25 protein-coding genes are annotated in these 26,295 nt (G+C 65.0%); 8 read left to right on the plus strand and 17 right to left on the minus strand.

Annotated elements, in window-relative coordinates; translation table 11 throughout:
- Positions 1-95: 95 nt before the first annotated feature.
- Together J4P02_RS00990 and J4P02_RS00995 are read right to left on the minus strand one after the other, a co-directional pair.
- Entirely contained in the window at positions 96-1,247 is a 1,152-nt protein-coding gene (locus J4P02_RS00990) for an acyl-CoA dehydrogenase family protein (protein ID WP_426186754.1), read from the minus strand.
- 4 nt (positions 1,248-1,251) lie between these two features.
- Positions 1,252-2,358: an enoyl-CoA hydratase/isomerase family protein gene (locus J4P02_RS00995; RefSeq protein WP_426186757.1), complete on the minus strand. Its 1,107-nt coding sequence runs from the start codon at positions 2,356-2,358 to the stop codon at positions 1,252-1,254.
- Between the two features lie 459 nt (positions 2,359-2,817).
- On the opposite strand from J4P02_RS00995, the gene J4P02_RS01000 reads away from it, so the two are divergent.
- From J4P02_RS01000 to J4P02_RS01035, 8 genes are all read left to right on the plus strand, one after another.
- Positions 2,818-3,597: a transporter substrate-binding domain-containing protein gene (locus tag J4P02_RS01000; RefSeq protein WP_426186760.1), complete on the plus strand. Its 780-nt coding sequence runs from the start codon at positions 2,818-2,820 to the stop codon at positions 3,595-3,597.
- A gap of 73 nt (positions 3,598-3,670) precedes the next feature.
- Positions 3,671-4,396, plus strand: coding sequence for an ABC transporter permease (locus J4P02_RS01005; protein WP_426186763.1), 726 nt, complete (start codon positions 3,671-3,673; stop codon positions 4,394-4,396).
- Positions 4,393-5,103 (plus strand): ABC transporter permease, encoded by a 711-nt coding sequence (locus J4P02_RS01010; RefSeq protein WP_426186766.1) that lies wholly within the window; start codon positions 4,393-4,395, stop codon positions 5,101-5,103. Before J4P02_RS01005 ends, J4P02_RS01010 begins: the two co-directional genes overlap by 4 nt.
- 55 nt (positions 5,104-5,158) lie before the next feature.
- Positions 5,159-5,920, plus strand: a complete 762-nt coding sequence (locus tag J4P02_RS01015) for an ABC transporter ATP-binding protein (RefSeq protein WP_426186769.1) — start codon at positions 5,159-5,161, stop codon at positions 5,918-5,920.
- A 12-nt stretch (positions 5,921-5,932) separates the two neighbouring features.
- Complete coding sequence (locus tag J4P02_RS01020; RefSeq protein WP_426186772.1) at positions 5,933-6,412, plus strand: Lrp/AsnC family transcriptional regulator; 480 nt, start codon at positions 5,933-5,935, stop codon at positions 6,410-6,412.
- 195 nt (positions 6,413-6,607) lie between these two features.
- Positions 6,608-7,546 (plus strand): citrulline utilization hydrolase CtlX, encoded by a 939-nt coding sequence (gene ctlX, locus J4P02_RS01025; protein WP_426186775.1) that lies wholly within the window; start codon positions 6,608-6,610, stop codon positions 7,544-7,546.
- Positions 7,543-8,577, plus strand: a complete 1,035-nt coding sequence (astA, locus tag J4P02_RS01030; protein WP_426186778.1) for an arginine N-succinyltransferase — start codon at positions 7,543-7,545, stop codon at positions 8,575-8,577. Before ctlX ends, astA begins: the two co-directional genes overlap by 4 nt.
- A gap of 62 nt (positions 8,578-8,639) precedes the next feature.
- Positions 8,640-9,503, plus strand: coding sequence for a LysR family transcriptional regulator (locus J4P02_RS01035; RefSeq protein WP_426186781.1), 864 nt, complete (start codon positions 8,640-8,642; stop codon positions 9,501-9,503).
- A 7-nt stretch (positions 9,504-9,510) separates the two neighbouring features.
- Here the strand turns inward: J4P02_RS01035 and J4P02_RS01040 are convergent, their stop codons facing one another.
- The 15 genes from J4P02_RS01040 to J4P02_RS01110 all read right to left on the minus strand — a co-directional run bounded on the left by J4P02_RS01040 (position 9,511) and on the right by J4P02_RS01110 (position 26,009).
- A complete protein-coding gene (locus tag J4P02_RS01040; RefSeq protein WP_426186784.1) occupies positions 9,511-10,218 on the minus strand; it encodes an HPP family protein in 708 nt (235 codons plus the stop codon).
- A gap of 329 nt (positions 10,219-10,547) precedes the next feature.
- Positions 10,548-11,063, minus strand: a complete 516-nt coding sequence (locus J4P02_RS01045) for a GNAT family N-acetyltransferase (RefSeq protein ID WP_426186787.1) — start codon at positions 11,061-11,063, stop codon at positions 10,548-10,550.
- A gap of 42 nt (positions 11,064-11,105) precedes the next feature.
- Complete coding sequence (locus J4P02_RS01050) at positions 11,106-12,731, minus strand: ArnT family glycosyltransferase (protein ID WP_426186790.1); 1,626 nt, start codon at positions 12,729-12,731, stop codon at positions 11,106-11,108.
- Complete coding sequence (locus tag J4P02_RS01055; RefSeq protein WP_426186793.1) at positions 12,732-14,093, minus strand: UDP-glucose dehydrogenase family protein; 1,362 nt, start codon at positions 14,091-14,093, stop codon at positions 12,732-12,734. It lies immediately after the preceding gene.
- Entirely contained in the window at positions 14,090-14,503 is a 414-nt protein-coding gene (gene arnF / locus J4P02_RS01060) for a 4-amino-4-deoxy-L-arabinose-phosphoundecaprenol flippase subunit ArnF (protein ID WP_426186796.1), read from the minus strand. Before arnF ends, J4P02_RS01055 begins: the two co-directional genes overlap by 4 nt.
- Complete coding sequence (gene arnE, locus J4P02_RS01065; protein ID WP_426186799.1) at positions 14,500-14,844, minus strand: 4-amino-4-deoxy-L-arabinose-phosphoundecaprenol flippase subunit ArnE; 345 nt, start codon at positions 14,842-14,844, stop codon at positions 14,500-14,502. The genes arnF and arnE overlap by 4 nt, the downstream gene beginning before the upstream one ends.
- On the minus strand, positions 14,841-16,490 hold the full coding sequence (arnT, locus tag J4P02_RS01070) for a lipid IV(A) 4-amino-4-deoxy-L-arabinosyltransferase (protein WP_426186802.1): 1,650 nt from the start codon (positions 16,488-16,490) through the stop codon (positions 14,841-14,843). The genes arnE and arnT overlap by 4 nt, the downstream gene beginning before the upstream one ends.
- Positions 16,487-17,371 carry a 4-deoxy-4-formamido-L-arabinose-phosphoundecaprenol deformylase gene (gene arnD / locus J4P02_RS01075; protein WP_426186805.1) on the minus strand — a complete coding sequence of 295 codons (885 nt, stop codon included), beginning with the start codon at positions 17,369-17,371 and terminating at the stop codon, positions 16,487-16,489. Before arnD ends, arnT begins: the two co-directional genes overlap by 4 nt.
- Positions 17,371-19,377, minus strand: a complete 2,007-nt coding sequence (gene arnA, locus J4P02_RS01080; RefSeq protein ID WP_426186808.1) for a bifunctional UDP-4-amino-4-deoxy-L-arabinose formyltransferase/UDP-glucuronic acid oxidase ArnA — start codon at positions 19,375-19,377, stop codon at positions 17,371-17,373. The genes arnD and arnA overlap by 1 nt, the downstream gene beginning before the upstream one ends.
- Complete coding sequence (gene arnC / locus J4P02_RS01085; RefSeq protein ID WP_426186811.1) at positions 19,374-20,393, minus strand: undecaprenyl-phosphate 4-deoxy-4-formamido-L-arabinose transferase; 1,020 nt, start codon at positions 20,391-20,393, stop codon at positions 19,374-19,376. Before arnC ends, arnA begins: the two co-directional genes overlap by 4 nt.
- 5 nt (positions 20,394-20,398) lie before the next feature.
- Positions 20,399-21,538, minus strand: coding sequence for a UDP-4-amino-4-deoxy-L-arabinose aminotransferase (arnB, locus tag J4P02_RS01090; protein WP_426186814.1), 1,140 nt, complete (start codon positions 21,536-21,538; stop codon positions 20,399-20,401).
- 482 nt (positions 21,539-22,020) lie between these two features.
- Positions 22,021-22,233 (minus strand): FecR/PupR family sigma factor regulator, encoded by a 213-nt coding sequence (locus J4P02_RS01095; protein ID WP_426186817.1) that lies wholly within the window; start codon positions 22,231-22,233, stop codon positions 22,021-22,023.
- Between the two features lie 83 nt (positions 22,234-22,316).
- Entirely contained in the window at positions 22,317-23,387 is a 1,071-nt protein-coding gene (locus J4P02_RS01100; protein ID WP_426186820.1) for an ABC transporter ATP-binding protein, read from the minus strand.
- Positions 23,384-24,988, minus strand: a complete 1,605-nt coding sequence (locus J4P02_RS01105; RefSeq protein ID WP_426186823.1) for an ABC transporter permease — start codon at positions 24,986-24,988, stop codon at positions 23,384-23,386. The genes J4P02_RS01100 and J4P02_RS01105 overlap by 4 nt, the downstream gene beginning before the upstream one ends.
- A gap of 4 nt (positions 24,989-24,992) precedes the next feature.
- Positions 24,993-26,009 carry an iron ABC transporter substrate-binding protein gene (locus J4P02_RS01110; protein ID WP_426186826.1) on the minus strand — a complete coding sequence of 339 codons (1,017 nt, stop codon included), beginning with the start codon at positions 26,007-26,009 and terminating at the stop codon, positions 24,993-24,995.
- Positions 26,010-26,295 lie beyond the last annotated feature (286 nt).

Below are 26,295 nucleotides of genomic sequence, written 5' to 3' on the forward strand. Positions count from 1 at the left end.
AGTAGATCGGTGCTGCTGCACGGCGCCAGAGCCTACAAAGATTGCAGGCAAAAAAATCGCAGCCCAGGCTGCGATTTTTTATTCCTGGCTAGCGATCACAGCAGGTAGTGCTTCAACTCCCGGGCAATCAGCAGGCGCTGGATCTCGCTGGAACCCTCGTAGATCTGGGTGATCCGTGCATCACGGTAGTAGCGTTCCACCGGATAGTCTTCCAGGTAGCCGTAGCCGCCATGGATCTGCATCGCCGAGGAGCAGACCTTCTCGGCGATTTCCGAGGCGAACAGCTTGGCCTGGGACGCCTCCGACAGGCACGGCTGGCCGGCGCTGCGCAGGCGCGCGGCATGGAGGATCAGCAGGCGCGCGGCATTCAGCCGGGTGTGCATGTCGGCCAGCAGGTTGGCGATGCTCTGGTGCTCGATGATCGGCTTGTCGAACTGCACCCGCTCGCGGGCGTAGCCCAGTGCCGCTTCGAAGGCTGCGCGGGCGATGCCCAGGGCCTGGGCGGCGATGCCGATGCGCCCGCCTTCGAGGTTGGACAGGGCAATGGCCAGGCCCTTGCCGCGCTCGCCCAGCAGGTTGGCCTCAGGGATGGTGCACTGATTGAGGGTGACCGCGCAGGTATCCGAAGCACGAATGCCCATCTTGTGCTCGGTGCGATCGACGATAAAACCTGGGGTGTCGGTGGGCACCAGGAACGCCGACAGGCCTTTCTTGCCCAGCTCTGGATCGGTAACGGCAAACACAATCGCCAACTGCGCGCGCTTGCCATTGCTGACGAACTGCTTGGCGCCGTTGATCACCCACTGGCCGTTGTGCAGTTCGGCGCGGGTGCGCAGGTTGTGGGCTTCGGAACCGGCCTGGGGCTCGGTGAGGCAGAAGCAGCCGATGGCCTCGCCACTGGCCAGGCGCGGCAGCCAGGCCTGTTTCTGCTCCTGGCTGCCGTAGTTGAGGATGGGCCCGCAGCCCACCGAGCTGTGGATGCTCATCAGCGCCCCGGTGGCGCCATCGCCGGCGGAGATCTCCTCCACGGCCAGGGCATAGGCCACGTAGTCCAGGTAGCTGCCGCCCCATTCCTCGGGCACCACCATGCCCAGCAAGCCCAGTTCGCCCATCTTGCGCACCAGGCCGTCGTCGATCCAGCCGGCTTTCTCCCAGGCCTGGGCATGGGGAGCGATTTCGCCGCGGGCAAAATCCCGGGCCATGTCGCGGATCATTACCTGTTCTTCGGTCAATTCGATGTCGTGCATGAGTTCAGCTCCCGCTGCCGTCGAAACCGCTGAAGAAACTCGCTACCCGTTCGGCGCCTAGCGTGGCCAGGGTGGGCGGGTTCCAGCGGGGGTTCTTGTCTTTGTCGATGATCAGGGCGCGCACGCCTTCCATCAGGTCGCCACGCTCGAACCATTGGCGGTCCAGGTGCAGTTCCAGGGCGAAGCACTGTTCCAGGCTCAACTCGCGACCGCGACGCAGCATCTCCAGGGTCACAGCCATGGCCAGGGGCGAGCGGGTCGCCAGCAAATCGGCGGTGGCCCGGGCCCATTCCTGGCTGTCGGCCACAGTGACCTTGCGCAGTTGCTCGACCATGCTCGGCACGTCGGCCAGGGCAAAGAAATGGTCGATGGCCGGGCGCAGCGCCTGTAACGGCGCGTCGCCGAGGGTTTGCACGCCCAGCTTGGCCAGCAGGCTCTGCAGGTCCTTGAGGGGCGAGTCGCCCCAGGTCAGGCGGTCCAGGCGCTGGTCCAGCAGGGCCAGCTTGTCGCTCGCCAGGTACCAGTCGGCCAGGCCGCAGTACAGGGCGTCGGCGGCGCGGATCTGCACCCCGCTGACCCCCAGGTAAATCCCCAGCTCGCCGGGAATCCGCGACAGGAAGTAGCTGCCGCCCACGTCAGGGAAGTAGCCAATGGCGGTTTCCGGCATCGCCAGGCGGCTGCGCTCGGTGACCACCCGCAGGTCGGCGCCTTGCACCAGGCCCATGCCGCCGCCGAGGACAAAACCGTCCATCAGCGCCAGCACCGGCTTGCGGTAGTGGTGGAGGGTCAGGTCCAGGGCGTATTCCTCGACGAAGAACTCTTCATGCAAGGTGCCGCCGGCCTGGTAGCTGTCGTACAGCGAGCGAATGTCGCCCCCGGCGCAAAAGGCCTTTTCCCCGGCGCCGCGCAGCACCACGGCATGCACAGTGGCATCCTGGGCCCAGGCATCGAGTTGCTGCTGCAAGGTGCGCACCATCGACAGGGTGATGGCATTGAGGCCGGCGGGGCGGTTGAGGGTCAGGTGGCCGATATGGTTGCGTACCTCCACCAGCACTTCCTCAGTACCGGCGTGCAACTCCTTTGACGCCTGGGATGAAACCTGAGCAGTCATCACTAACTCCCTGCTTTTATTGTTTTTTATATCGCACTCGCGCGCGAAGGATCGACGGATCGTAACAGTGCAAATTTGCCGATTACAACCCCGAAACCTGCAGGTCGACTGTGCATTTTTGCAAGGTCGAAAACCCCGGTCGGGCCTTGCACAACCGCGCTGGATCCGAGTGCAGAGCCCTGGCGACAGAATCGGCTGTGAATGAGCCGTTATCAGCCGATCCCGGCTGTTTGCAGCCCCCCTTACGACACCCCGGCGCGGGTGGGTGTTGGCATTCTGGCGCTCCGTTGCAGCGCCGAGCGCGGCAACAAACACAGCCGCGGTGTTGCGCGCCGGGCTGGTACACCACAACAAGAACCGACGGCGGTAACCCCGCACTCACTCTCTGCCCCTGTCACAAGTGGGGCCCGGCGTTACCGCCGGGTCGCTATAAATCCAAATAATCCGGGACTCTGAAGAATGAATAGAACATGGCTGGCTGTGCCGTTCCTGGCAATTGCGTGCGTATCCATGGGCGCTAGTGCCAAGGAATGGAAGGAACTGCGCTTTGGGGTCAACCCGAGCTACCCGCCCTTTGAATCCAGCACTGCCGATGGCGGTGTGCAGGGCTTCGGCGTGGACTTGGGCAACGCCATCTGCGCCGAGCTGAAACTCAAGTGCGTGTGGATCAGCAACGACTTCGACGGCCTGATCCCGGCACTCAAGGCCGGTAAGTTCGACGCCATCGAGTCGTCGATGACCGTTACCGACGCGCGGCGCAAGCAGATCGACTTCAGCGACCGGCTGTACGCCGGGCCCACCGCCATCGTCACCCGCAAGGGCTCGGGCCTGGAGCCCACTGGCGAGTCCCTCAAGGGCAAGACCCTGGGCTATATGCAGGGCACCGTCCAGGAAACCTACGCCAAGGCCAAGCTGGGGCCGGCCGGGGTCAAGCTGCGGGCCTACCAGAACCAGGACCAGGTGTACGCCGACCTGGTCTATGGCCGCCTCGACGCCTCGATCCAGGACAAGTTGCAGGCGCAGATGAGTTTCCTCGCCTCGCCCCAGGGCGCCGACTTCGAGAACAGCGCCGGGATCAGCGACCCGCTGGTGCCTTCCGAGATCGCCATCGGCCTGCGCAAGGACCAGGACGAGCTCAAGGCCATGCTCAATGGCGCGATCAAGGCCCTGCACGAGAAGGGCATCTACGCCCAGATCCAGCGCCAGTACTTCGGCGACCTCGACCTCTACAACAACTGATCGCCCGCGGATTCGGTGCGGGACGGCAAGCGCCTGTCCCGCGTCGGGCCGTGGCGCGCCCAAGGTGACTGGCGTGACTACCTCAACCTCTGTTCTCGGCCTGGACCTTGCGGTCCTGCAAGGCTATGGCCCGCTGTTGCTGCACGGTGCCTGGATGACCCTGAAACTCTCGGCCCTGGCGCTGCTGGTGAGCATGCTCCTGGGCCTTCTGGGGGCGGCGGCCAAGCTCTCGCCGTTGCGCCTGCTGAACCTGCCGGCGGCCTGCTACACCACGCTGATCCGCGGCGTGCCGGACCTGGTGCTGATGCTGCTGATCTTCTACAGCCTGCAGGGCTGGCTCACTGGCCTCACCGAGCTGCTGGACTGGCCCTATATGGAAATCGACCCCTTTGTGGCCGGTATCGTCACCTTGGGCTTTATCTACGGCGCCTACTTCACCGAGACCTTTCGCGGGGCGATGCTCAGCGTGCCCCGGGGTCAGCAGGAAGCGGCGGCGGCCTTTGGCCTGAGTCGCTGGCAGCGGTTTCGCTTCGTGGTCTTCCCGCAGATGATGCGCTTCGCCTTGCCAAGCCTGGGCAACAACTGGCTGGTGCTGCTCAAGGCCACCGCCCTGGTGTCGATCATCGGCCTTGCGGACCTGGTCAAGGTGGCCCAGGAAGCCGGCAAGAGCACCTTCAACATGCTGGATTTTTTGCTCCTGGCGGCGGCCTTGTACCTGCTGATCACCAGCGCCTCGAACCAGCTGCTGCGCTTGCTGGAACGGCGCTATAACCAGGGCGTGCGAGGGCTGGCGCGATGATCGAACTGATCCAGGAATACTGGCGTCCCTTTCTGTTCAGCGATGGCGAAACCCTCACCGGCCTGGCCATGACCCTGTGGCTGTTGGTGGCGAGCCTGGCCATGGGCTTTGTCCTGTCGCTGCCGCTGGCGATCCTGCGCACCTCCCAGCGGGCGCTGCTGCGCTGGCCGGTGCAGTTGTTCACCTACGTGTTTCGCGGCACGCCCCTGTATATCCAGCTGCTGATTTGCTACAGCGGCCTGTATGGCATCGCGGCGATTCGCCAGCAGCCGTTGCTGGAGGCGTTTTTTCGCGATGCGATGAACTGCACCCTGCTGGCGTTCACCCTCAACACCTGTGCCTACACGGTGGAGATTTTTGCCGGGGCGATCCGCAGCATTCCCTATGGCGAGATCGAGGCGGCCCACGCCTACGGCCTCAGTGGCTGGCGCCTGTATTGGCGGCTGATCCTGCCTTCGGCGCTGCGCCGGGCGCTGCCGTACTACAGCAACGAGGTGATCCTGATGCTGCACGCCACCTCGGTGGCCTTCACCGCCACCATCCCGGACATCCTCAAGGTGGCCCGCGACGCCAATGCCGCGACCTTCCTCACCTTCCAGGCCTTCGGTATCGCCGGCTTGCTCTACCTGGGCCTGTCGTTCGGCCTGGTGGGCGCCTTTCGCCTGGCCGAGCGGCGCTGGCTGAGCTTCCTCGGCCCGGCCCACTGACCCTTCATTTCTTGCCCAGGGCCGCGGCGGGTTGCCGTGGCTCCAGGAGTTTTCGATGTACAAATTGACCGTGGAAAATCTCTACAAGCGTTTTGGTGACAACGAGGTGCTCAAGGGCGTCTCGTTGAATGCCCGGGCCGGCGACGTGGTGAGCATGATCGGCGCCAGTGGCTCGGGCAAGAGCACCATGCTGCGCTGCATCAACTTCCTGGAGCGGGCCGATGCCGGGGCCATTGCCCTGGACGGCGAGGCCATCGTCACCCGCGATGCCCCCGGTGGCATGCAGGTCAGCAGCCCGGCCCAGTTGCAGCGCCTGCGCACGCGGCTGGCCATGGTGTTCCAGCATTTCAACCTGTGGAGCCACTTGAGCGTGCTGGACAACATCATGCTGGCGCCGTGCCGGGTGCTGGGCAGCAGCCGCCAGGAGGCCGAGGCCAGCGCCCGGGCCTACCTGGACAAGGTGGGCTTGGCGCAACGGGTGGCCGAGCAGTACCCGGCGTTTCTCTCCGGTGGCCAGCAACAGCGGGTGGCGATCGCCCGGGCCCTGGCGGTGGAGCCGGAGATCCTGCTGTTCGACGAGCCCACCTCGGCGCTGGACCCGGAGCTGGTGGGCGAGGTGCTGAAGGTGATCCAGGCCCTGGCGGAAGAAGGGCGCACCATGCTGATGGTCACCCACGAAATGGGTTTTGCCCGGCAGGTGTCGAGCCAGGTGTTGTTCTTGCATCAGGGGCGGGTCGAGGAGCAGGGCAGTGCGGCTATCCTCGACCAGCCCCAGAGTGAGCGTTTGCAGCAATTTCTATCCGGTCGTTTGAAGTGAGGGAAAACGTTAATGGCGGACATTCGCGACGTGTCGATTGTGCTGGATCGGATCGACCAGGCGATCATCGAGGTGCTGCGCCACGAAGGGCGCATCACCTATCAGAAGCTTTCCGAGCGCGTGCACCTGACCCCCAGGCCCTGCCTGGAGCGGGTGCGCAAACTGGAACAGCTGGGGGTGATCCGCGGTTACGGGGCAATCCTCGATGAGAAGAAACTGACCCCGGGGTTGTCGCTGCTGGTGCTGGTGGCCTTGTCCAACCAGAGCGGGCGAGCGGCGCAGAAGGCCTTCGAGGCCAAGGTCCGGGCCTGTCCGCAGGTGCTGGAATGCCGCCTGATCAGCGGCGCCTTCGACTACAGCCTGCGCATGCGCTGTCGCGACATGGAGCATTACCGGGTGCTGACCGAGGTCTGGTTCGATGACCCGGAGCTGCATATCGACAAGCTGGTGAGCCATCCCGAGTTGGCGATGGTCAAGACCGGTATGGAATAACGGCAGGAGACGGCTTGCCGGCGAAGAGGCCCTCGGGTCTTGCGCTGATCTTGTGTGCACCTGTTACCGCAGAATCGGCTGATCCGCCCCCCGCTTTCAGCCATTTCCGCTCGCCGGGGCCCGGCCTTCAGCCGGGTTTTTCCTCTCTGCAAAATCACAATGGGCACCTCTCAAACCACATTGCTTGCGTGCCCCATGCAGACCACCCACAGCGTTTTGATGATTCGCCCCACGCATTTCGCGTTCAACCAGGACACCGCCGCCCACAACAATTTCCAGCGCCCGGCCGGGGTTGCCGAACAGGTCCAGGCCCGGGCCCTGGAAGAGTTCGACGGTTATGTCGCTGCCTTGCGCGAGCAGGGGGTCAAGGTGCTGGTGCACGAGGATGGGGCCTTGCCTCACACCCCGGATTCGATCTTTCCCAACAACTGCTGGAGCAGCCACCCCGACGGCACCCTGGTGCTGTACCCGATGCAGGGCCACAACCGGCGCCTGGAACGTTTCAAGGGGGTGCTGGCCCACCTGCATGCGCAGTATCAAGTGCACCGCACCCTGGACCTGACCGCCCTGGAGCAACAGGAAATCTTCCTCGAAGGCACCGGCAGCATGGTCCTCGATCGCCAGCAGCGCATCTGCTACGCCGGCTATTCCAGCCGCACCCACGCCCAGGCCCTGGAGCAGCTGGCGACGCACCTGGGCTACCAGCTGTGCACCTTCCATGCCCGTGACCGCCACGGCGTGCCGATCTACCACACCAACGTGATGATGAGCGTTGGCAGCCAACTGGCCCTGGCCTGCCTGCAAGCCCTGGACGACCCCCAGGAGCGCGCGAGCCTGCGCCAGCGCCTGGAAGACAGTGGCAAACAGCTGCTGCCCTTGACCTGGGCCCAGCTGGAATCCTTCGCCGGCAATATGCTCGAGCTGCACAACAGTGCCGGAGAGCCCTTGCTGGTGATGTCCCGCAACGCCTGGCGCTCGCTGGACGCCCAGCAGCGTCAGTTGATCGAGCGCCATGTCCAGCCGTTGCCGGTGAATATCGACACCATCGAGCGCATCGGCGGCGGCAGCGCCCGCTGCATGCTGGCGGAAATCTACCTGCCCGAACGTCAACCCCAGCTGGAGAACGCCCGATGATTGTCCGTCCCGCCATCCTGGCCGACTTGCCGGCCCTGCTGGCCCTGGCCCACAGCGCCGGCGCCGGCCTGACCACCTTGCCGGCGGATGCCGGGCGCCTGCGTTCGCGCCTGGAATGGGCCGAACGCACCTTCGCCGGCCAGGCCTCGCGGGCCGATGCCGACTACCTGTTCGTGCTCCAGGCTGCCTCCGGCCAGGTGGTGGGCATCTGCGCCCTGGCCGGCGCCGTGGGCCTGCGCGAGCCCTGGTACAACTATCGCCTGGGGCTGTTTGTCGCCGCCTCGAAGAACCTGGGCATCAACCAGCAGTTGCCGACCCTGTTCCTGGGCAACGACATGACCGGGCAATCGGAGCTGTGCTCGCTGTTCCTGCATGCCGAACATCGCCAGGGGCTCAATGGCCGGCTGCTGTCCAAGGCACGGTTTCTGTTCCTCGCCGAGTTTCGCCAGCACTTTGGCGACAAGGTGATCGCCGAGATGCGCGGCTATTCCGACGAGCAGGGCGTGTCGCCGTTCTGGGAGGGCCTGGGCCGACATTTCTTCAAGATGGATTTCGCCGACGCCGACTACCTCACCGGCCTGGGCAACAAAACCTTTATCGCCGAGCTGATGCCCAAGTTTCCCTTGCCCACCTGCCTGTTGCCGGAAGCTGCGCGGGCGGTGATCGGCCGGGTGCACCCCAATACCGAACCGGCCCTGGGCATGCTCAAGGCCGAAGGTTTTGCCTTCAAGGACTACATCGATATCTTCGACGGCGGGCCGCTGATCGAGTGCGCCACCGGGGATATCCGCGCGGTTCGCGACAGCCAGGTGCTACAACTGAGCGTCGGCACCCCGGGGGATGGGGCCGAGCCTTACCTGATCCACAACCGCCAGTTCGCCGACTGCCGCATCAGCGCCGCGCCGGCCCGGGTGGCGGCCGGCACCCTGATTGTCAGCGCCGAGAGTGCCAGGCTCCTGGGGCTGGTGGCGGGGGCTTCGGTGCGGGCCGTGAGCCTGGCGGTGCCGGCCCGGCAGTTGTCCGCGGCCTAGGGGCAGCAGGGCCGGGCGAGCGCCGCTACAATGGCGCTCGAATTTTCTGCCGGCGAGGCACCATGGATATCGATCTGGCCCGTACTTTCCTGGAAATCGTCCGCAGCGGCAGCCTGATCGCCGCCGCGGAACGCTTGCACCTGACCCAGACCGCCATCAGCGCCCGGGTGCAGAACCTGGAGGCCCAGCTCAATTGCAAGCTGCTGGTGCGCAATCGCGCTGGTGCCCGACCCACTGCCGATGGCGAGGCCTTTATCGCCTATGCCAACCAGTTGGTGCAGACCTGGGAAGCCGCCCAGCGCGATCTGCCCTTGCTCGCCGGCTACCGCAATGTGCTGCATATCGGCGGCGAGACTAGCCTGTGCAACCCGCTGATGCTCAACTGGGTGCGGGGCTTGCGCCAGGTGTTGCCCAACCACGCGCTGCGCACCCGGATCGGCGAGGGCGCCAGCCTGCAACGAGAGCTGGAACTGGGGCTGCTGGATGCCGCCCTGGTGTTCCAGCCGCTGTATGCACCGGGTTTGCAGGTGGAGCAGTTGCTGGAGGAAAAACTGATTCTGGTGCGCCTGGCCGGTTGCCCGGAGCCTTATGTGTACATCGACTGGGGCGAGGATTTCCGCCGCCAGCATGACGCCGCGCTCCCCGAGCAGGCCAAGGCCGCGCTGGGCTTCAACCTCGGGCCGCTGGCCCTGCAGTACATCCTGGATGCCGGTGGCAGTGGCTATTTCCGCACCCGGGTGGTGCAGAGCTACCTGGACAGCGGGGTGCTGGAACGGGTGGAAAAGGCTCCGGAATTCAACTTCCCCACCTACCTGCTGTATGCCCGGGAACGGGATTCGGCAGAGTTGCAGCAGGCATTCAGGGTGTTGCGCGAAGTGGTGCAGGGCGATAGCGACTGGTCGCAGCGCTGGTCGCCGATGCTCTGAGATCGAGCTAGCCCGTGCGTGAAGACAGCACCTGGCCAATGCTGCGCCGGCGGGCATGGGCTTCGCTGGCATGTACCAGTTGCTCCAGGTCTTCGGGGGTGATGTCGAAGAACTCTTCCATCTCCGCCAGGGCCTGCTTCAGGTCTTCGGCGGTAATCGCCAGGCTGTCGTTGGCGGCCATGGCCGGCAGCAGCACCGGCGCTTCGCTCGCCCCCTTGGGGTAACGCACCCGGGTCAGGTTGTTGTAGAGCAGGGCGCTGGCCAGCAGGCTGGCGGCGGCCAGCATCACCGGGCCCAGCTCGAGCCAGTCCAGGGCGATGCTGGCCGGGTCTGCCAGCACCAGGGTTAGGGCCAGGCCCCCGGCCGGTGGATGCAGGCAGCGTAGCCAGCACATCAGCACCAGGGCCAGGCCCGCCGCCAGGCAGGCGCTGCCCAGGCTGCGACCCAGTACATGGGCCACCAGCAGCGCCATGATTCCAGCGCACAGGTAGCCGCCGAGGATCGACCAGGGCTGGGCCAGGGCCCCCGAGGACACGGCGAACAGCAGCACCGCCGAGGCGCCCAGGGGGCCAAGCAGATGCAGCGCCACCGGCAGGTCATAGACCTGGGCGCAGAACCAGACACTGAACAGGGTGCCCAGGGCCATGCCAATGGCGGCGCGGCTCCATTCCAGGGGGCGGGTATTGATGGCGGCGGGTTTCCAGCGGGCAAACATCGGTGAGAACTTTCCATGGCAAACGGCAGGCAAAAAGAAGGGCTTGTCTGGATCGCCAGAAAGCCCTTGAACGTTCCAACATTTGGGGGAGGAACGGGCACAGTGTGCCCAGGAATGGTGCAGCTGACAAATTCATAATAATGCTGGTTAAGTGCATTATTTTTGCAGCTTGAACCGGGCCTAAAGCTGTCGTAGGAGCCGGCTTGCCGGCGAAGAGGGCCTCGGATTGGGCGCAAGCCTTGAGGACGCCTTCGCTGGCAAGCCAGCTCCTACGAGCAAAGGGGACCTTGAGTCTTGCGCTGATCTTGCGGACGCCTTCGCGGGTGGGGTTAGAGAGGCAGGCGCATGGCGCAGCGGCGTTCGGCGGGCAGGCCGTGCAGGGTTTCATTGGCCAGCACCTGGCGCAGGCGCGGCCCCAATTGCGCGTCCGCCAGGGTGATAAACCCCAGGCGCTGATAGAAGGGCTCATTCCACGGCAGTTGGCGGAAGGTGCTCAGGGTCAGGGCATCGAGCCCTTGCTCGCGGGCGTGCCCGATGGCCGCCTGTAGCAGGGCCTTGCCGATGCCTTGGCCCTGGCAATGGCTGGCCACCGACACCTCGACGATATGCAGCTCGCGGCCACAGACCTGGGCGCTGAGAAAACCACAGCGCTGGTGATCGGCATTCACGGCCACCCAGAGCGGGTGCTTTTGCAGGTGACGGGCATGGCTGGCACTGGCGATGACTTCGCCATCGGCCAGCCAGGCCAGCTGCGGGTCGCTGCGAAACAGCTCGGCAGCCGAGCGTTCGATGGCGGGAAGAAAGGCGGTATCGGGCACTTGCGCCCAGCGGATCTCTAGGGTCATGGGCGCGAGTGTAAGTAAGGCGCAGGGCGCCACGCAACGCTTTCAGGGTTGCGCGGCGGCGGCCTTGGGCAGGTGCAGCAGGATGAAGTCGTTCTTGTCGAAACGCCCGCTCAGCACCGGGGTCAGCCCGGCCAGGGGCGTGCCTTGCAGGTCGCCCAGGTCGCTCTGGTCGAGTATCACCCAGGCTGGCCCAGCCAGTTGCGCCAGGTCCTGGGCCTGCTGGCTGAACTGCGGTTGCAGGTCGCGATCGAGGTTGACCATGAACTTGATCGCCTTGGCGTCCTTGCCCAGGCGATGCAGCACCACCGGCGCCGGTTCGGCGTCGATCAGTTGCATGGCCGCGCGGCTGAAGGTGCGGGTGTCGTACAGCTGGTGCTGCACCGGTTCAAACACCCCGATATAGCAAGCCCACACTGCCAGCACCGCACTGTAGGCCAGGCCCACCACCCGCCACTGGCGCTTGCACAGCAGGCCCAGGGAAATCGCCTGCAACAGGCCCAGCAGCACCAGCATCGGCGTCAGCTCGGCCAGTTGCTCGGGGAACTTGCGCCGCAACAGCAGCAGGCCGACGATCAGCAGCCCCGGCAGCAGCAGCCAAATGCCCTGGATCAGTACCCGCAGCCCGTTCATCACGCGACCGCGCCCGGCCTGGAACGGGTAGGCGGCGATGATCGCCGCCATGGGCAGCATCGGCAGCAGGTAGCGGGCCTTTTTCGCCTGGGGAATCGATAGGCCGATCATTACGATCAGCCCGGCAGCAGTGCACAGGCGCAGCAGTTTCAGTGCCTGGCTCTGTTCCACCGGCCGGCTCAGCAGCACGGCGATCCAGGCCAGGATTGCCAGCGGGTAGGCCAGGGCGTAGTTGCCCAGGGAGCTGGTGAAGTAATAGAACACATCGCTGGAGCCTTCGCTGCCATCCATGCGGCCCATGAACTGCATGCGGATCACATCGTCGACAAAGGCCTGGCCACCACTGAGCTTGGCCAGCCACAGCAGCAGGGCCACGCAGGCCACCAGCAGCAACAGGGCGCCGCAGCCGACGCTGAACAGGCGGCGCCACTGGCCGCCCAGCAGGTAGTAGCTGCACAGCATGCCGGTAGGAATCACCAGGCCGATGGGCCCGCGAATGGCAAAGCCCAGCACCAGCAGCAGGAAGATCGCCGCCAGGTGCCGGCGGGCGCCGAAATGGTCATGGGCGTAGCCCAGGTAGAACACCGCCAGGGACACCGCGGCGAGCATCTGGTCCAGGGACACGGCGCGGGTTTCGCTGATAAAGGTGTTGGACAGCAACAGCAGGGCCACGCTGAGCAGGGCCCAGGTGCGGGAATAGGGCGCCACCAGGCGGTACACCAGGCTGACGATCAAGGCCGAGGCCATGGCCGTGGGCAGCCAGGCGGTGAAGCTGCTGACCTGCCCCGAAGGCAGGGAGAACAGCCACACCAGCAAGGTGGTGGCGCTGGAGTAGTCGGCGTAGGGCTGGCCATAGGTGGTGGGGAAGAACCCCGGCCCATGGCGCAGCATTTCCTTGGCGAACAGCACGAAGCGCGAATCGAAGCCGATCGCCGACTGCTGGTCGGCGCCGGCGCAGAACAGCAGCAAGGCCAGCAACCCCAGCCCCAACGATTGCCAGAGAAGAGTGTTCGAAGGGGAGCCGGGGTGGCTGTTCATTCAGGCCTCAGACCACTGCTGGTAAGGGATCGGCAGGTTGCGCGACTCGCCGCGACCGATCGGGAAGTAGGTGAAACCGTTGCGCGCCAGGCGCTCGGCGTCGTACAGGTTGCGCCCGTCGAAGATCACCGGTGCCTGGAGACGCTGCTGGATCAGGTCGAAATCCGGCGCCTTGAACTGCTGCCACTCGGTGCAGATGATCAGCGCGTCGGCGCCGTTGAGCACCGATTCCGGGGTGCCCATGAGCATCAGGCGCGACTCGTCCGGGTACAGGCGCTGGGTTTCCTGCATGGCTTCCGGGTCGAAGGCGCGCACTTGCGCGCCGGCGGCGAACAGCGCGTCGAGCAGCACCCGGCTCGGGGCGTCGCGCATGTCGTCGGTGTTGGGCTTGAACGCCAGGCCCCAGACGGCGAAGGTCTTGCCCTGGAGGTCCCCCTTGTAGAAGGCCTTGATGCGCTCGAACAGCTTGTGTTTCTGCCGTTCGTTGATGGCTTCCACCGCTTGCAGCAAATCGCTGGAGCAATGGGCCTGCTCGGCACTGTGGATCAGCGCGCGCATGTCCTTGGGGAAGCATGAGCCGCCGTAGCCGCAGCCCGGGTAGATGAAGTGGTAGCCGATGCGGGTGTCGGCGCCGATGCCCAGGCGCACCGATTCGATATCGGCCCCCAGGTGTTCGGCCAGCTCGGCGATCTGGTTGATGAAGCTGATCTTGGTCGCCAGCATGCAGTTGGCGGCGTACTTGGTCAGCTCGGCGCTGCGCAGGTCCATGAACATGATGCGGTCATGGTTGCGGTTGAACGGCGCGTACAGGTCGCGCATCACCTCGCGCACTTCGTCGCGCTCGCAACCGATGATGATCCGGTCCGGGCGGCGGCAGTCGCTGACCGCCGAGCCTTCCTTGAGGAATTCCGGGTTGGAGACGATATCGAACTGCAGCGGCCGGCCGTCGAGGGCCTTTTCGATATGGGCCTTGAGGGTGTCGCCGGTGCCCACGGGCACGGTGGATTTTTCCACCAGGATCAGCGGCTGCTGGCGGTGGCGGGCCACCGCGTCGCCCACCGACAGCACGTAGCGCAGGTCGGCCGAGCCGTCTTCGCTGGACGGCGTGCCCACGGCAATGAACAGCACCTGGCCGTGCTGCACCGCGAGTTTCTCGTCGTTGGTGAAGTGCAGGCGCTTGGCTTCCAGATTCTCCTTCACCAGGCTGGCAAGCCCTGGTTCGAAGATGCTCACGTGTCCCTGTTGCAGTTGCTTGACCTTGTGTTCGTCGATGTCCATGCAGATGACATCGTGGCCGACTTCAGCCAATACGGCAGCCTGTACGAGGCCGACATAACCACTTCCAAATACGCTGATTTTCATGGGGTATTCCTGGGACTTGTCGCGGGTGCAGATCGAGAGTTGATGACGATGACCCCAAGCATGACCAAGGCCACACCGAGGCTTTTGGAAAGCGTGAAGGGTTCGTTGAACAGCGGCAGGCTGGCCGCCAGCAGGTAGACCAGGGCATAGCTGATGCTCAACAGTGAATAGGCCCGGCCCAGGGGCAGGTCGCGCAGCGCCAGCAGCCAGCAGAGCATCGACAGGGCATAGGCGGCGATGGCCGCGAACACCACGCCCAGGGCCGCGAGGTCCACCGTGCCGGCGCTCAGCGCCGAGAGCCACTGCTCTGGGGCAGGCAGGCGGGTCATGCTCCAGCGCATGCCCAACTGGGCGCCACTGACCAGGGCCACGCTGCCCAGGGCGAAGGCAAAACCCTTGGCCCGGCTCATGCGTGACGACTCAACAGCAGCACACCGCCAATCACCAGGGCCACCCCCAGCCAGTGACGGCTGTCGATGTGCTCACGGAAGACGAAGCGGGCGATCAGGGTGATCAGCACGAAATTCAGGCTGAGCATGGGGTAGGCCACGCCCACCTCCATGCGTTGCAGCACCAGCAGCCACACCAGCAGGCCCAGGCCCAGGCTGAACAACGCCAGCCACAGCCAGCCCGAACGCAGTTTCTGCAGGGCGCTGGACGGCCGGTCGCGCCAGCCTTCCACGGCGAATTTCTGTGCCACCTGGCCCAGGCAGGTCAGCCCGCAGGCCAGCAGTAAAAGCAGCAGGCTCATGGTTGACTCTGGGGAATGATGAAAATCTGGATATTGCCCTGCTCGTAGTGCTTGGCATCCTTGGGCAGCAGTTCCACTTCATGCACTTCGTCGCTGCTCTTGACCCGCATCACAACACCCACCGAGCCTTGCTTGCGCGCTTCGGCCAGCCACGGCTGGACCTGATCCAGGTCGACCTTGCGTTGCGCGGCATCTGCAAAAGCCAGCCCGTATTTCACTTCGCCTTCGGTGTTGTACAGGGTCACATCGGGCCGGCGCAGGCGCCAGGCCAGGGCTGAAGCGGCGCCCAGGTCGTTGCTCAGCAGGGCTTTGGCCTGACCCAGTTCGGCCAGGTGATCGATGATGAACTGGTCGGGAATCTTGTTGTACACCACCTTGTTGGGCAGCGCGGCCGGGGCCAGGGCCACCAGCAGGAAGCTGCCCAGGGCCGGCGCGGCCCACAGGGTCAGGGGGCGCATGGCCTGCAGCAGGTTGCTGAGGATCCAGCCCAGCAGCAGCACGTACACCAGCACCAGGTGCTGGGGCTCGTCCACATACACCGGCTTCTTCATCTGGAAGTACACCAGGGCCAGCAGGCCGAGCAGCCCGGCCAGCAGGTTGAGCAGGCCGTTGGCGGCCAGCAGCCGGGTCTTGCCGGCGGCCAGGCGGTCCATCAGGGTGTTGCCCATCAGCAGCGCCAGGGGCAGCAGGCACGGCAGGATATAGGCCGGCAGCTTGCCCTTGCTCAGGCTGAAGAAGGCCAGGGGCAGCACCAGCCACAACAGCAGGAAACCGCTGCTGTTCAGGCGCCGTTGTTCCCAGGCCTGTTTCAGGCTGGCCGGCAGCAACAGCACCCAGGGCACGCTGAAGCCCACCAGCAGCGGCAGGTAGTACCACCAGGGCGAGGCGTGCTGGGCATCTTCACCGGCAAAGCGGCGGATGTGCTCGTGCCAGAAGAAGAAGCGCCAGTAGTCGGGCTCCTGGGCATGCACCGCCAGGGCCCAGGGCAGGCTGACCAGGATCGCCACCAGCACGCCGATGCCGCCATAGATCAGCAGCGAGCGCAGGCGCTTCTGCCAGATGGCGTAGGGTAGGGCCACCAGCACCGGCAGTAGCCAGGCGAGAAAACCCTTGGTCATGAAGCCCATGCCACAGGCCAGGCCCAGTACCACCCAGGCCATGATCTGGCCACGGCGGGAGCGGCAGTCGAAGGTGAACCACAGCGCCACCAGGCTCAGGTTGACCCAGAAGGTGAACTGCGGGTCGAGGTTGGCGTAGCCGGCTTGCAGCGCCACCACGGTAAAGCTCATGTAGAGCAGGGCGCTGGCCAGGCTCTTGCGCGGATCGTTCCACAGGCGCCGGGCCAGCAGGTAGGCCAGCACCACGCTGAGGCCGGTACTCAGGGCCGAGGCCACACGCACGCCGAACAGGTTGTCGCCAAACAGCGCCTGGCCGATGGCAATCATCCAGTAGCCGGCCACCGGTTTCTCGAAATAGCGGATGCCCATGAAATGCGGCGACGCCCATTTGCCACCCAGGAGCATTTCCTGGCTGATCTGCGCGTAGCGGGTTTCATCGGGAATCCACAGGCCGTGGGTGGCCATGGGCAACAGGTAGAACAGACCGAACGCGATCAGCAGCAGTGGTAGGGCCCAACGTCTGATCATGCGCCTTGCACTCCCAGCCAGCCTTCACGGCCTTCCAGGGTGCCGCGCTGCACCTTGCCGACGGGCAGGCTGGCCAGGTCCGCAGGAAGCATGTCGCCCAGTGGCTGGAAATCAATGTCGCGCTGCTTGGCATCGGCCAGCAGCTGGCGGAAATCGTTGGCCATGAGAATCCCTTCTACTTCGGCATGCACGGTATAGACGTTGAGCTTGTCCGCGCTGAATCGGTCGAGGATGTAACGGTTGAAATCCTTGGCGGCCACCACCGGCCCGACCACTTCGTCGAAGGTCGGCAGGTCCACCGGAATCTGTGGTGCGCCCAGGCTGCCGTCCGCCAGACGTGGCTGGAACAGGCTCTGGCCGCGGCAATCGCTGTTGTAGCGAAAGCCGAATTGTTGCTTGGCTTCGATGACCCGCTCATCGGCGCGCCAACCGGCGGACGCCGAGCAGCTCACCGCTTGCCCGAGAATATCGTTGAGGCTGTCGACGCCGCGGCGGATCTGTTCGATCAGCTGTGCATCGCTCCAGCGCCCGGTGTTGGCCTGCCAGCCGTGGTGATCCCAGGCGTGCAGGCCGACTTCGTGGCCGGCGGCCAGGGTCTGGCGCATCAGATGCCCCAGGTCCCGGCCAATGGGTTTGCCCGGCCAGGCAGTGCCGGCCAGGAGAATGTCCCAGCCGTACAGGCCGGCAGCATTGGACCGCAGCATTTTCCAGAGGAACTGCGGCCGGATCAGGCGCCACAGGTGGCGCCCCATGTTGTCCGGCCCGACGCTGAAGAAGAAGGTGGCCTTGACCCCGGCTTCATCCAGCGATTCGAGCAGCCGTGGCACCCCCTCCCGGGTGCCGCGGTAGGTATCCACATCAATGCGCAGACCTGCCTGCATCAGCGTGCTTCTTCTTTGGCGCGATCGGCGATTTCCAGCATGGCTTCACGCAGGAAGAAGTCCAGGGTGTTGCCGATGGTTTCGCTCATCTCCACGGTCGGCTCCCAGTTCAGCAGGCGCTTGGCGTTTTCGATGCTTGGCTTGCGGTGTTCCACATCCTGGTAGCCAGCGCCGTAGAAGGCCTTGCTTTCCACGTCGCGGAAACCGGCGAACGGCGGGAAGTTGTCACGCAGCGGGTGAGCTTCGAACTGACGCAGCAGTTCTTCGCCCAGCTGACGGATGCTGGCTTCGTTTTCCGGGTTGCCGATGTTGATGATCTGGCCGTTGCAGCAGTCGTTGTCGTTGTCGACGATGCGCGCCAGGGCTTCGATGCCGTCGGCGATATCGGTGAAGCAACGCTTCTGCTCGCCGCCGTCGAACAGACGGATCGGCGTGCCTTCCACCAGGTTGAGGATCAGCTGGGTAATGGCGCGCGAGCTGCCGATACGAGCCGAGTCCAGACGGTCCAGGCGCGGGCCCATCCAGTTGAACGGACGGAACAGGGTGAAGTTCAGGCCCTTGGCGCCGTAGGCCCAGATCACCCGGTCCAGCAACTGCTTGGACACCGAGTAGATCCAGCGCTGCTTGTTGATCGGGCCGACGATCAGGTTGGAGCTGTCTTCGTCGAAGTTCTTGTCCTGGCACATGCCATAGACTTCCGAGGTCGACGGGAAGATCACGCGCTTGTTGTACTTGACGCAGTAGCGCACCAGCTTGAGGTTTTCCTCGAAGTCCAGTTCGAACACGCGCAGCGGATTGCGGGTGTATTCGATCGGGGTGGCGATGGCCACCAGCGGCAGGACCACGTCGCATTTCTTGATGTGGTACTCGATCCACTCGGAGTGAATGCTGATGTCGCCTTCGACGAAGTGGAAGTTCGGGTGGCTGCGCAGGCGCTCGATGGCGTCGGAGCCGATGTCCAGGCCGTAGACGTCGTACTTGTCGTCACGCAGCAGGCGCTCGGACAGGTGGTTACCGATAAAGCCGTTGACCCCGAGGATCAGCACGCGGGTGCGACGTGGCTTGCGCCCCGATTCCGCGCCGCGCAGCAGCGAACCGTCCACCAGGCCCAGTTCGTTGGCCAGTTGCGGGCCGCCAAGGAACAGGCCGTTGGCATTGCGCTGGCCGGAGGTGATGACCAGGGAATCCTGGCCACAGGCGATGCGCAGCGGGTCGACGCTGATCACTCGGCCCGGGGCCTGGCCTTCGTTGCCTTTGGTGACTTCGGCGCTCCAGACGATCAGCTTGTGCTCGCCCACGGCGCAGAAGGCGCCCGGGTAAGGCTGGGTCACGGCGCGCACCAGGTTGAACAGTTCTTCGGCCGGGCGTTTCCAGTCGAGCTTGCCATCGGCGGCAGTGCGACGGCCGAAGTAGCTGGCCTTGGACTCGTCCTGGGCGGTTTCGCTGACTTTGCCCTGGGCCAGTGCCGGCAGGGTGTCGCGCAGCAGGCTGGCGGCGGCGTCACGCAGTTTGTGGTGCAGGGTCAGGGCGGTGTCGCTGCGTTCGATGGCCACACGTTCCTGGGCAATGATGGCGCCGGCATCGGCGCGCTTGACCATGCGGTGCAGGGTCACGCCGGTTTCGCTTTCGCCCTTGACCAACACCCAGTTGGCCGGCGCGCGGCCACGGTAGTGCGGCAGCAGCGAACCGTGCAGGTTGAACGCGCCCTTGCTGGCGGTGGCCAGCAGCGGCTCGCTCAGCAGGTTGCGGTAGTAGAAGGAGAACAGGAAATCCGGGTTGAGCTTGGCGATGCGCTCGATCCACAGCGGGTGGTTGGCATCTTCCGGGGCGTGCACGGCGATGCCCTTGCGGGCGCACAGCTGGGCCACGGAGCCGTAGAAGGTGTTTTCCTTGGGGTCGTCGGCGTGGGTGAAGACCGCGGCGATCTCATAGCCTGCGTTGAGCAGGGCTTCGATGCCAGCACAGCCAATATCGTGGTAGGCGAAGACAACAGCTTTATTGCTCATGGCGAAACCTGATCAGTATGGGTGGAAGTTAAACCGTCGACAGTCACAGCCTTGGCCGGAGCCGCAGGCTGACTGCGCAAAACCTTTTCGATAAAGAAGCGTGGGCGGGCTCGCACATCGCTGTACATGCGCCCCAGGTATTCACCCAGGAGGCCCATGCCGATGAACTGGCCACCGGTGAACACGAACAGCACCGCGAACAGCACGAAGGTGCCGTCGCCGGCCCAGGTGGCGCCGAAGATCAAGCGCAGGACAATCAGCATCAGGGCGAACAGGGCGCCGACGCCGGCCATGCCGAAGCCGATGATGCTCAGCAGGCGCAGCGGGGTGGTGGTCATGCAGGTGACCAAGTCGAACATCAGGTTGATCAGGCGCATCGGGCTGTACTTGGAGTCACCGTGCTCGCGCTCGGCGTGTTCCACCAGCACCTCGGTGGTGTGCCGGGCAAAGCTGTTGGCCAGGATCGGGATAAAGGTGCTGCGCTCGGTGCAGGCCAGCATCGCGTCGATGATGGTCCGGCGGTAGGCCCGCAGCATGCAGCCGTAGTCGCTCATGGCCACGCCGGTGGAGCGCTGTACGGCCAGGTTGATCAGCTTCGACGGCCAGCGGCGGAAGGCCGAGTCCTGGCGGTTGTTGCGCACCGTGCCGACCACGTCGTAGCCCAGCTCGGCCTGGGCCACCAGGCGCGGGATTTCTTCCGGCGGGTTCTGCAGGTCGGCGTCGAGGGTGATCACCACGTCGCCACGGCACTGCTCGAAGCCGGCCATGATCGCCGCGTGCTGGCCGTAGTTGCGGTTGAGGATCACCGCCACCACCGGGCTGCCTTCGCGCTCGGCGGCGGCTTGCAGGATATTCGCCGACTCGTCGCGGCTGCCATCGTCCACCAGGACAATTTCAAACTCGTGCTTGAGCTGGCGGCACGCCGCTTCAGTGCGGCGCAGCAGCTCGGGCAGGCTCTGTTCTTCGTTGTAGACCGGAATCACGATCGACACGAACTGGATTGGATAAGGTTTCAAAGGCTTCAGTCCAGAAGGTTTTCAATGGCACCGGCAACCCGCTCGACATCGTCGAGGCTCATGTCCGGAAACAGGGGAATCGAGCATAGCCGCGCCGAGTTCCATTCGGTGTGGGGCAGTCGCACATCGGGGAAGCGTTGTCGGTAATAGGTATGCAGGTGCGTCGCGATGAAGTGGATGCCGGTGCCGATGTTCTGCTCCTGCAGGCCCTTCATGAAGGCGTCGCGGTCGATGCCGCAGCGCTCGGCATCGATGCGCAGGATAAACAGGTGCCAGGCATGCTGCTGCGGGTAGTGGGGCAGGTGCAGGGGTTGCACCGGTAGGCCCGCCAGGCGCTCCAGGTAGGCATTGGCCAGCACTTCACGCTTGGCATTGATTTCATCCAGGCGTTGCAACTGCACCAGGGCGATGGCGGCATTCATGTCCGCCAGGTTGTACTTGAAGCCGGGCTCGATCACCTGGGCCTGGGGCTTGCGGCCGTGGGTCAGGCGGTCGTAGGCGTCCACCCCCAGGCCATGGAACTTGAGCATGCGCACCCGGTTGGCCAAGGCCTCGTCGTCGCTGACGAACATCGCGCCTTCAGCGCAAGTCATGTTCTTGATCGCATGGAAGGAGAAGATCGCCGTGCCCTTGGCGCCGACGGGGCGGCCACGGTAGGTGGTGCCGGCCGCGTGGGCGGCGTCCTCGATCACCGCGATGCCGTGCTGGTGGGCCAGGGCGTAGAGCGGGTCCAGGTCGAAGGCGGCGCCGGCGTAGTGCACCGGGATAATCACCTTGGTACGTGGGGTGATAGCGGCCTCGATGGTGGCCGCGTCGCTCATCAGGGTGTCGGGGTCGATATCGACGAATACCGGGGTGGCCCCCAGCAGGCAGATCATGTTGGCGGTGGAGACCCAGGTCTGCGACGGGGTGATCACCTCATCGCCCGGGCCGATGCCCAGGGCCAGCAGGGTGATGTGCATGGCGCCGGTGGCAGATGAGAGTGCCACGGCATGCCGGGCGCCGACGGATGCGGCGAATTGCTGTTCCAGTTCCTGGTTTTTCGGGCCGGTGGTGATCCAGCCGGAACGCAGAACCTGCTCCACTGCAGCGATCTCTTCGTCGCCAATGCTTGGGCGCGAGAAGGGAAGGAAAGCCTGGTTCATGGTTACCTCGGGTTTACACAGTGCTAATGCCGGAAATACGGAGTGTTGCGAGCGAACTTAAGGGTTCATGGAACGCGGGGAGGGCATGCGGTCATCAAGGCACTTCCGATCGTTGAGCCAGCGGCGCGTTCCATGCAGCGATTCAGTAAAGACCATGTTTGTTAAAAGTAAATGTGGATCAAGGCGTTATCTTTGTGAGCTGAGAAAGTGCTGCACTTGGACGCTGGGCTGTGGGGGCTGAGATTAAGCGCAAAAATGTGAAACGAATATGAAAAATAGGGCAAAAGTCCGTTTTTCTGCGAGCCAGACAGCCAGGGTTCAGATTGTTAGCGAAGTTGTTGAAAAGTGTGCAGTTGCTGAGGGTTTTAGTGCCTTTTCAATCGCTGGAAAAGAGTGCAACCGCAGTTTTTTTGGCACTGACGGGTGCTACCCGGTGCAACCTCGGGCGGTGCATGCCTGCTTCGCTGCCCCCTGAAATTGCTTCAGGGAGCGCTCAGGCTTGGCGCCAGCTGGCCGCTGAGGTCCCAGACCTCGAGCATCTTGGCGTATTCGAAGGCATGGCTGGGGTCTTCCTGCAGCCACTGTTCGAATGCCTGGCGTTCCTGCAGGCTGCAATCGGCTTCGCGCAGGCGCATGCACCAGTGAGCGGCCTGCATCATCAGGTGGTCGTCGGCGTCGCTAGCGGGATGGATCATGGTTCTGTCCTTGCTCGGGTGGAGCTCAGTGCGCCCGCGAGCGGCGGGCGTTGCTGGAGTATCGGCGCGCAATCGCCCGGCACTCAAGTGCCAGCCGCTGTCGGCAGTACGTGGGCCTGCCCCAGGATGCGGATGCGTACCCGGCTGCCGGGCAAGGCTGCATGCAACCCGCTGCTGCGCACCGGCAGCAGGTGTTCGGTGCCGTTGGCTGTGCGGATGGCGATGTTCAGGGTGCAGTTGTTGCCGGCGAAGTCGCAGTCCTTGACCACTCCGAGGCAGCCAGATTCCACCGTGTTTGCCGGGCCGTCCTGATCCAGTTGCAGTTGCTCCGGGCGCAGCATGATCTGTGCCGGGCCCTTGAGTTGGGCGTTGGCGATCGGCACCGGCCCCAGGTCGCAATGGGCCACGCCCTCGTCCAGCTGTGCCGGCAGCAGCACGGCGTCGCCGAGAAACAGCGCGGTCTGTGCATCCCCTGGCCGCTGGTAGAGCTCCAGCGGCGCGCCGGCCTGCACCAGCCGGCCCTGGCGCAGCACGGCCAGCTGGTCGGCGAACGACAGGGCCTCGGCCTGGTCGTGGGTCACCAGGATGCTGGTCACCCCGGCATCGCCCAGCAGCTTGGCCACGGCCTTACGCATCGAGGCCCGCAGGCCGGTGTCGAGGGCCGAGAACGGCTCGTCCAGCAGCATCAACCGTGGGCGTTGAGCCAGGGCGCGGGCCAGGGCCACCCGCTGTTGCTGGCCGCCGGACAGTTCGTGGGGCCAGCGCCGGGCCAGCGCCGGGTCGAGGGCGACCATTTCCAGCAACTCGGCAATGCGCGGCTGTTGCGCCAGCGCCTTGCCCTCCAGGCCGAAGCCGATATTGGCGCCGACCCGAAGATGGGGAAACAGCGCGCCATCCTGGGGCACGTAGCCGATCTGCCGGCGATGGGCCGGCAAGGCGCCGCCGCCGTCGGCGAGAATCTGCCCATTGAGGCTGATGCGTCCGCGGTCGGGGCTTTCGAAGCCGGCGATCATCCGCAACAGGGTGGTCTTGCCCGAGCCCGAAGGACCGACGATGGCCGTGCGACTGCCGGCAGGCACGTTCAGGCTGATGTCCTGCAGCGCGGCCTGGCGGCCATAGGACTTGTGCAGTGCGTGAAGTTCGAGAGCGTTCATCGGCCCGCCGTGCGTCTGGATTGGTGATAGAGAAGAGCGGTCAGCGGCAGTGCCAGCAGAATCATCAGCAAGGCATAGGGCGCCGCGGCGGCGTAGTCGATTTCGCTGGTACGGGCCCAAAAGCCCGTCGCCAGGGTGCGGGTGCCGTTGGGCGCCAGCAGCAGGGTGGCGGTCAGCTCGTTGCTGATGGCCAGGAACACCAGCGCCGCGCCGGCTGCCGCACCCGGCGCGGCCAGGCGCAGGGTGACCCGCCACAACGCCTGCCATGGGCTGCGACCCAGGCTGCGGGCGATGTTTTCCAATTCCACCGGGGCCTGGGCGATGCCTGCACGCAGGCTTACCAACGCCCGGGGCAGGAACATCAGGGCATAGGCCAGGAGCACGCAGAAGGTGGTCTGGTACAGCGGCCGGGCGTACTGCACCGTGACCGTCACCAGGGCCAGCGCTACCACAATGCCGGGCAGCGAGCTGGCAATGTAGTTGCAGCTTTCCAGCAGCCGCAGCAGCGGCCCCGGGGCGCGGATCGACAGCCAGGCCATGGGCATCGCCGCGGCAGTGGTGAGCAGCGCACCCAGCAGGCCCAGTTCCAGGGTCTGGCGCAGGCTGGGCAGCAGCTCCGGTGCCTGCCAGGCCTCGATGCCACCGGCCAGCAGCCAGTTGCCCAGGGTCAGCAGCGGCACCCCCAGGGTCAGGGCGCTGCTCAGCAGCACCAGCAGCAGGGCTGCCACCCGGGCGCCGGCCCCCAGCGTCACGCAGCGTTGCAGGCGCGGGCTGCCGGAGCCGATCCGGGCATAGCGTGCCTGGCCCCGGCAGGCTGATTCGCTGCCCAGCAACAGCAGGCAGCAGAGCACCAGCACGCCGGCCAGCATATTGGCCGCCGGGCCGTTGTAGGTGGATTGGAATTGGTCGTAGATGGCGGTGGTGAAGGTGTCGAAGCGGATCATTGCGTACAGACCGTATTCCGCCAGCAAGTGCAGGCCCACCAGCAGCGCGCCGCCGGCAATGGCCAAGCGCAATTGCGGTAGCACCACGCGGATAAACAGCGCCCGGGGCTTGAGGCCCATGGATTCGCCGACATCTTCCAGGGCCGGGTCGAGACGGCGCAGGGTGGCTGCCACCGGCAGATAGACGAAGGGGTAGTAGGCGATCACCGACACCAGCACCGCCGCAGGCAAACCGTGCAGGGCCGGCCACAGGCTGACCCAGGCGTAGCTGTGGACGAAGGCCGGCACAGCCATGGGCGCCACCGCCAGCAACGACCAGACGCGCCGGCCCGGCAGGTCGCTGCGCTCGGTGAGCCAGGCCAGGGCCACCCCCAGCAGCACGCACAGCGGCAGGGTCAGGAGCAGCAATAACAGGGTGTTGAACAACAGTTCCGCCACCCGTGGCCGCAGCACCAGCTGGGCGATGGTGTCCCAGCCGGTCTGCAGTGAGACGCCAAGTACAAAACCCAGCGGCAGCAGGGCCAGCAGCGCCACCAGCACGGCCGCGCCCAGCAGCCAGGGCGCGGCACGCTGGCTGGGCAGGCGCCGTCGGTAGCCGCTGGCGAAGCGCGGGGTGCCGGCGATTGCCAGCGGGCTGCGAGACAGGTCGTCGGCCATGGGCTTAAAGCAGCCCGGCTTTGGTCATCAGGTCCACGGCCTGCTTGCTGTTGAGTTTTGCCGCGTCGACCTTGGGCGCCTCAAGCTCGGCCAGGGGCACCAGCTTGGGATTGGACTGGGCGCCATTGCCCACGGCGTACTCGAACGACTTGCCAGTCTTGAGCACGGCCTGGCCGGGTTGGCTGGTGATCCATTTGAGGAACGCCTGGGCCTGTTGCTGATGTTTGCTGGAGGCCAGCACCGCGCCGCCGGAAAGGCTGACGAACGCCCCCGGGTCCTGGTGCTTGAAGTAGTGCAGGGCGGTGTTCTTGCTGTTTTCGCCGGTCTTGGCCTGGTCGACGAAGCTGTAGTAGTGGTAGATCACCCCGCTGTCCACCTGCCCGGCATTGACCGCCTTGAGCACCGCGCTGTTGCCGCGGTAGACGCTGGCGTTGGCCTTCATGCCCTTGAGCCACTCCAGGGTCGCGGCCTCGCCCTTGAGTTCCAGCACGGCGCTGACGATGGCCTGGAAATCGGCACCGGCCGGCGATGCGGCCCAGCGGCCTTTCCAGGCCGGGGTGGCCAGGTCCAGCAGCGATTTGGGCAAGTCGCCCTGGCTGAGCTTGGCCGGGTTGTAGACGAACACCGTGGAGCGCGCGGCGATCCCCACCCAGTGGCCATGGGCCGGGCGGTAGGCCGCGCCGACTTGCTCCAGGGTGCTCGGCGCCACCTTAGCCAGTAGCCCGGCGTTGTCCACCAGGGCCATGGCCGGGCTGTTTTCGGTGAGGAACACGTCCGCCGGCGAGGCCTGGCCTTCCTGCACCAGCTGGTTGCCCATTTCGCTGTCGTCGCCGTTGCGCAGGGTGACCTTGATCCCGGTGTCGCGGGTAAAACCTTCGACCCAGGCCTTGGTCAGGCCTTCGTGCTGGGCGTTGTAGACCAGGATGCCGTCGGCGTCGGCGGCCGCATAGGTGTGGCCGGCGGCCAGCAGGGCGGCAGCCAACAGGGCAGTCTTGAACAGCGAAGGGGCGGTTGCGGTCATGATCGGTGCGGCTCCTGGGTGTTATTGGCGAGGCGGCAGGCGGTGTGATTCGGCATCTTGCGCGGGCATCGCGAATGCGCAGAACAATAGGAATCATTTGCAGCTGTACGGGCAGGCAATCTAGAGCGGCAAAGCAGAAAAATTCGTCAAATTTATGGTGAATTCCTGTCAGCGCAGAAGTTTTCCGCAGCTGCCCGCCAAACCCACTGTGATCGCCGGCACAGCTTGCTAAAGCCAGGCGCAGAAGAGTCCGCGCTTGCTCTATAATCGGCGCCGCAGCACCTGC

It is taken from the genome of Pseudomonas sp. NFXW11 (assembly GCF_049887815.1).
Classification (GTDB): Bacteria; Pseudomonadota; Gammaproteobacteria; order Pseudomonadales; family Pseudomonadaceae; genus Aquipseudomonas.

What these genes read in the sequence shown, in the direction of transcription:
- J4P02_RS00990 (WP_426186754.1), bottom strand. Translation starts at nt 1,247, where the DNA reads ATGCACGACATCGAATTGACCGAAGAACAGGTAATGATCCGCGACATG.
- J4P02_RS00995 (WP_426186757.1), bottom strand. Translation starts at nt 2,358, where the DNA reads ATGACTGCTCAGGTTTCATCCCAGGCGTCAAAGGAGTTGCACGCCGGT.
- J4P02_RS01000 (WP_426186760.1), top strand. Translation starts at nt 2,818, where the DNA reads ATGAATAGAACATGGCTGGCTGTGCCGTTCCTGGCAATTGCGTGCGTA.
- J4P02_RS01010 (WP_426186766.1), top strand. Translation starts at nt 4,393, where the DNA reads ATGATCGAACTGATCCAGGAATACTGGCGTCCCTTTCTGTTCAGCGAT.
- J4P02_RS01015 (WP_426186769.1), top strand. Translation starts at nt 5,159, where the DNA reads ATGTACAAATTGACCGTGGAAAATCTCTACAAGCGTTTTGGTGACAAC.
- J4P02_RS01020 (WP_426186772.1), top strand. Translation starts at nt 5,933, where the DNA reads ATGGCGGACATTCGCGACGTGTCGATTGTGCTGGATCGGATCGACCAG.
- ctlX (WP_426186775.1), top strand. Translation starts at nt 6,608, where the DNA reads ATGCAGACCACCCACAGCGTTTTGATGATTCGCCCCACGCATTTCGCG.
- astA (WP_426186778.1), top strand. Translation starts at nt 7,543, where the DNA reads ATGATTGTCCGTCCCGCCATCCTGGCCGACTTGCCGGCCCTGCTGGCC.
- J4P02_RS01035 (WP_426186781.1), top strand. Translation starts at nt 8,640, where the DNA reads ATGGATATCGATCTGGCCCGTACTTTCCTGGAAATCGTCCGCAGCGGC.
- J4P02_RS01040 (WP_426186784.1), bottom strand. Translation starts at nt 10,218, where the DNA reads ATGTTTGCCCGCTGGAAACCCGCCGCCATCAATACCCGCCCCCTGGAA.
- J4P02_RS01045 (WP_426186787.1), bottom strand. Translation starts at nt 11,063, where the DNA reads ATGACCCTAGAGATCCGCTGGGCGCAAGTGCCCGATACCGCCTTTCTT.
- J4P02_RS01050 (WP_426186790.1), bottom strand. Translation starts at nt 12,731, where the DNA reads ATGAACAGCCACCCCGGCTCCCCTTCGAACACTCTTCTCTGGCAATCG.
- J4P02_RS01055 (WP_426186793.1), bottom strand. Translation starts at nt 14,093, where the DNA reads ATGAAAATCAGCGTATTTGGAAGTGGTTATGTCGGCCTCGTACAGGCT.
- arnF (WP_426186796.1), bottom strand. Translation starts at nt 14,503, where the DNA reads ATGAGCCGGGCCAAGGGTTTTGCCTTCGCCCTGGGCAGCGTGGCCCTG.
- arnE (WP_426186799.1), bottom strand. Translation starts at nt 14,844, where the DNA reads ATGAGCCTGCTGCTTTTACTGCTGGCCTGCGGGCTGACCTGCCTGGGC.
- arnT (WP_426186802.1), bottom strand. Translation starts at nt 16,490, where the DNA reads ATGATCAGACGTTGGGCCCTACCACTGCTGCTGATCGCGTTCGGTCTG.
- arnD (WP_426186805.1), bottom strand. Translation starts at nt 17,371, where the DNA reads ATGCAGGCAGGTCTGCGCATTGATGTGGATACCTACCGCGGCACCCGG.
- arnA (WP_426186808.1), bottom strand. Translation starts at nt 19,377, where the DNA reads ATGAGCAATAAAGCTGTTGTCTTCGCCTACCACGATATTGGCTGTGCT.
- arnB (WP_426186814.1), bottom strand. Translation starts at nt 21,538, where the DNA reads ATGAACCAGGCTTTCCTTCCCTTCTCGCGCCCAAGCATTGGCGACGAA.
- J4P02_RS01095 (WP_426186817.1), bottom strand. Translation starts at nt 22,233, where the DNA reads ATGATCCATCCCGCTAGCGACGCCGACGACCACCTGATGATGCAGGCC.
- J4P02_RS01100 (WP_426186820.1), bottom strand. Translation starts at nt 23,387, where the DNA reads ATGAACGCTCTCGAACTTCACGCACTGCACAAGTCCTATGGCCGCCAG.
- J4P02_RS01105 (WP_426186823.1), bottom strand. Translation starts at nt 24,988, where the DNA reads ATGGCCGACGACCTGTCTCGCAGCCCGCTGGCAATCGCCGGCACCCCG.
- J4P02_RS01110 (WP_426186826.1), bottom strand. Translation starts at nt 26,009, where the DNA reads ATGACCGCAACCGCCCCTTCGCTGTTCAAGACTGCCCTGTTGGCTGCC.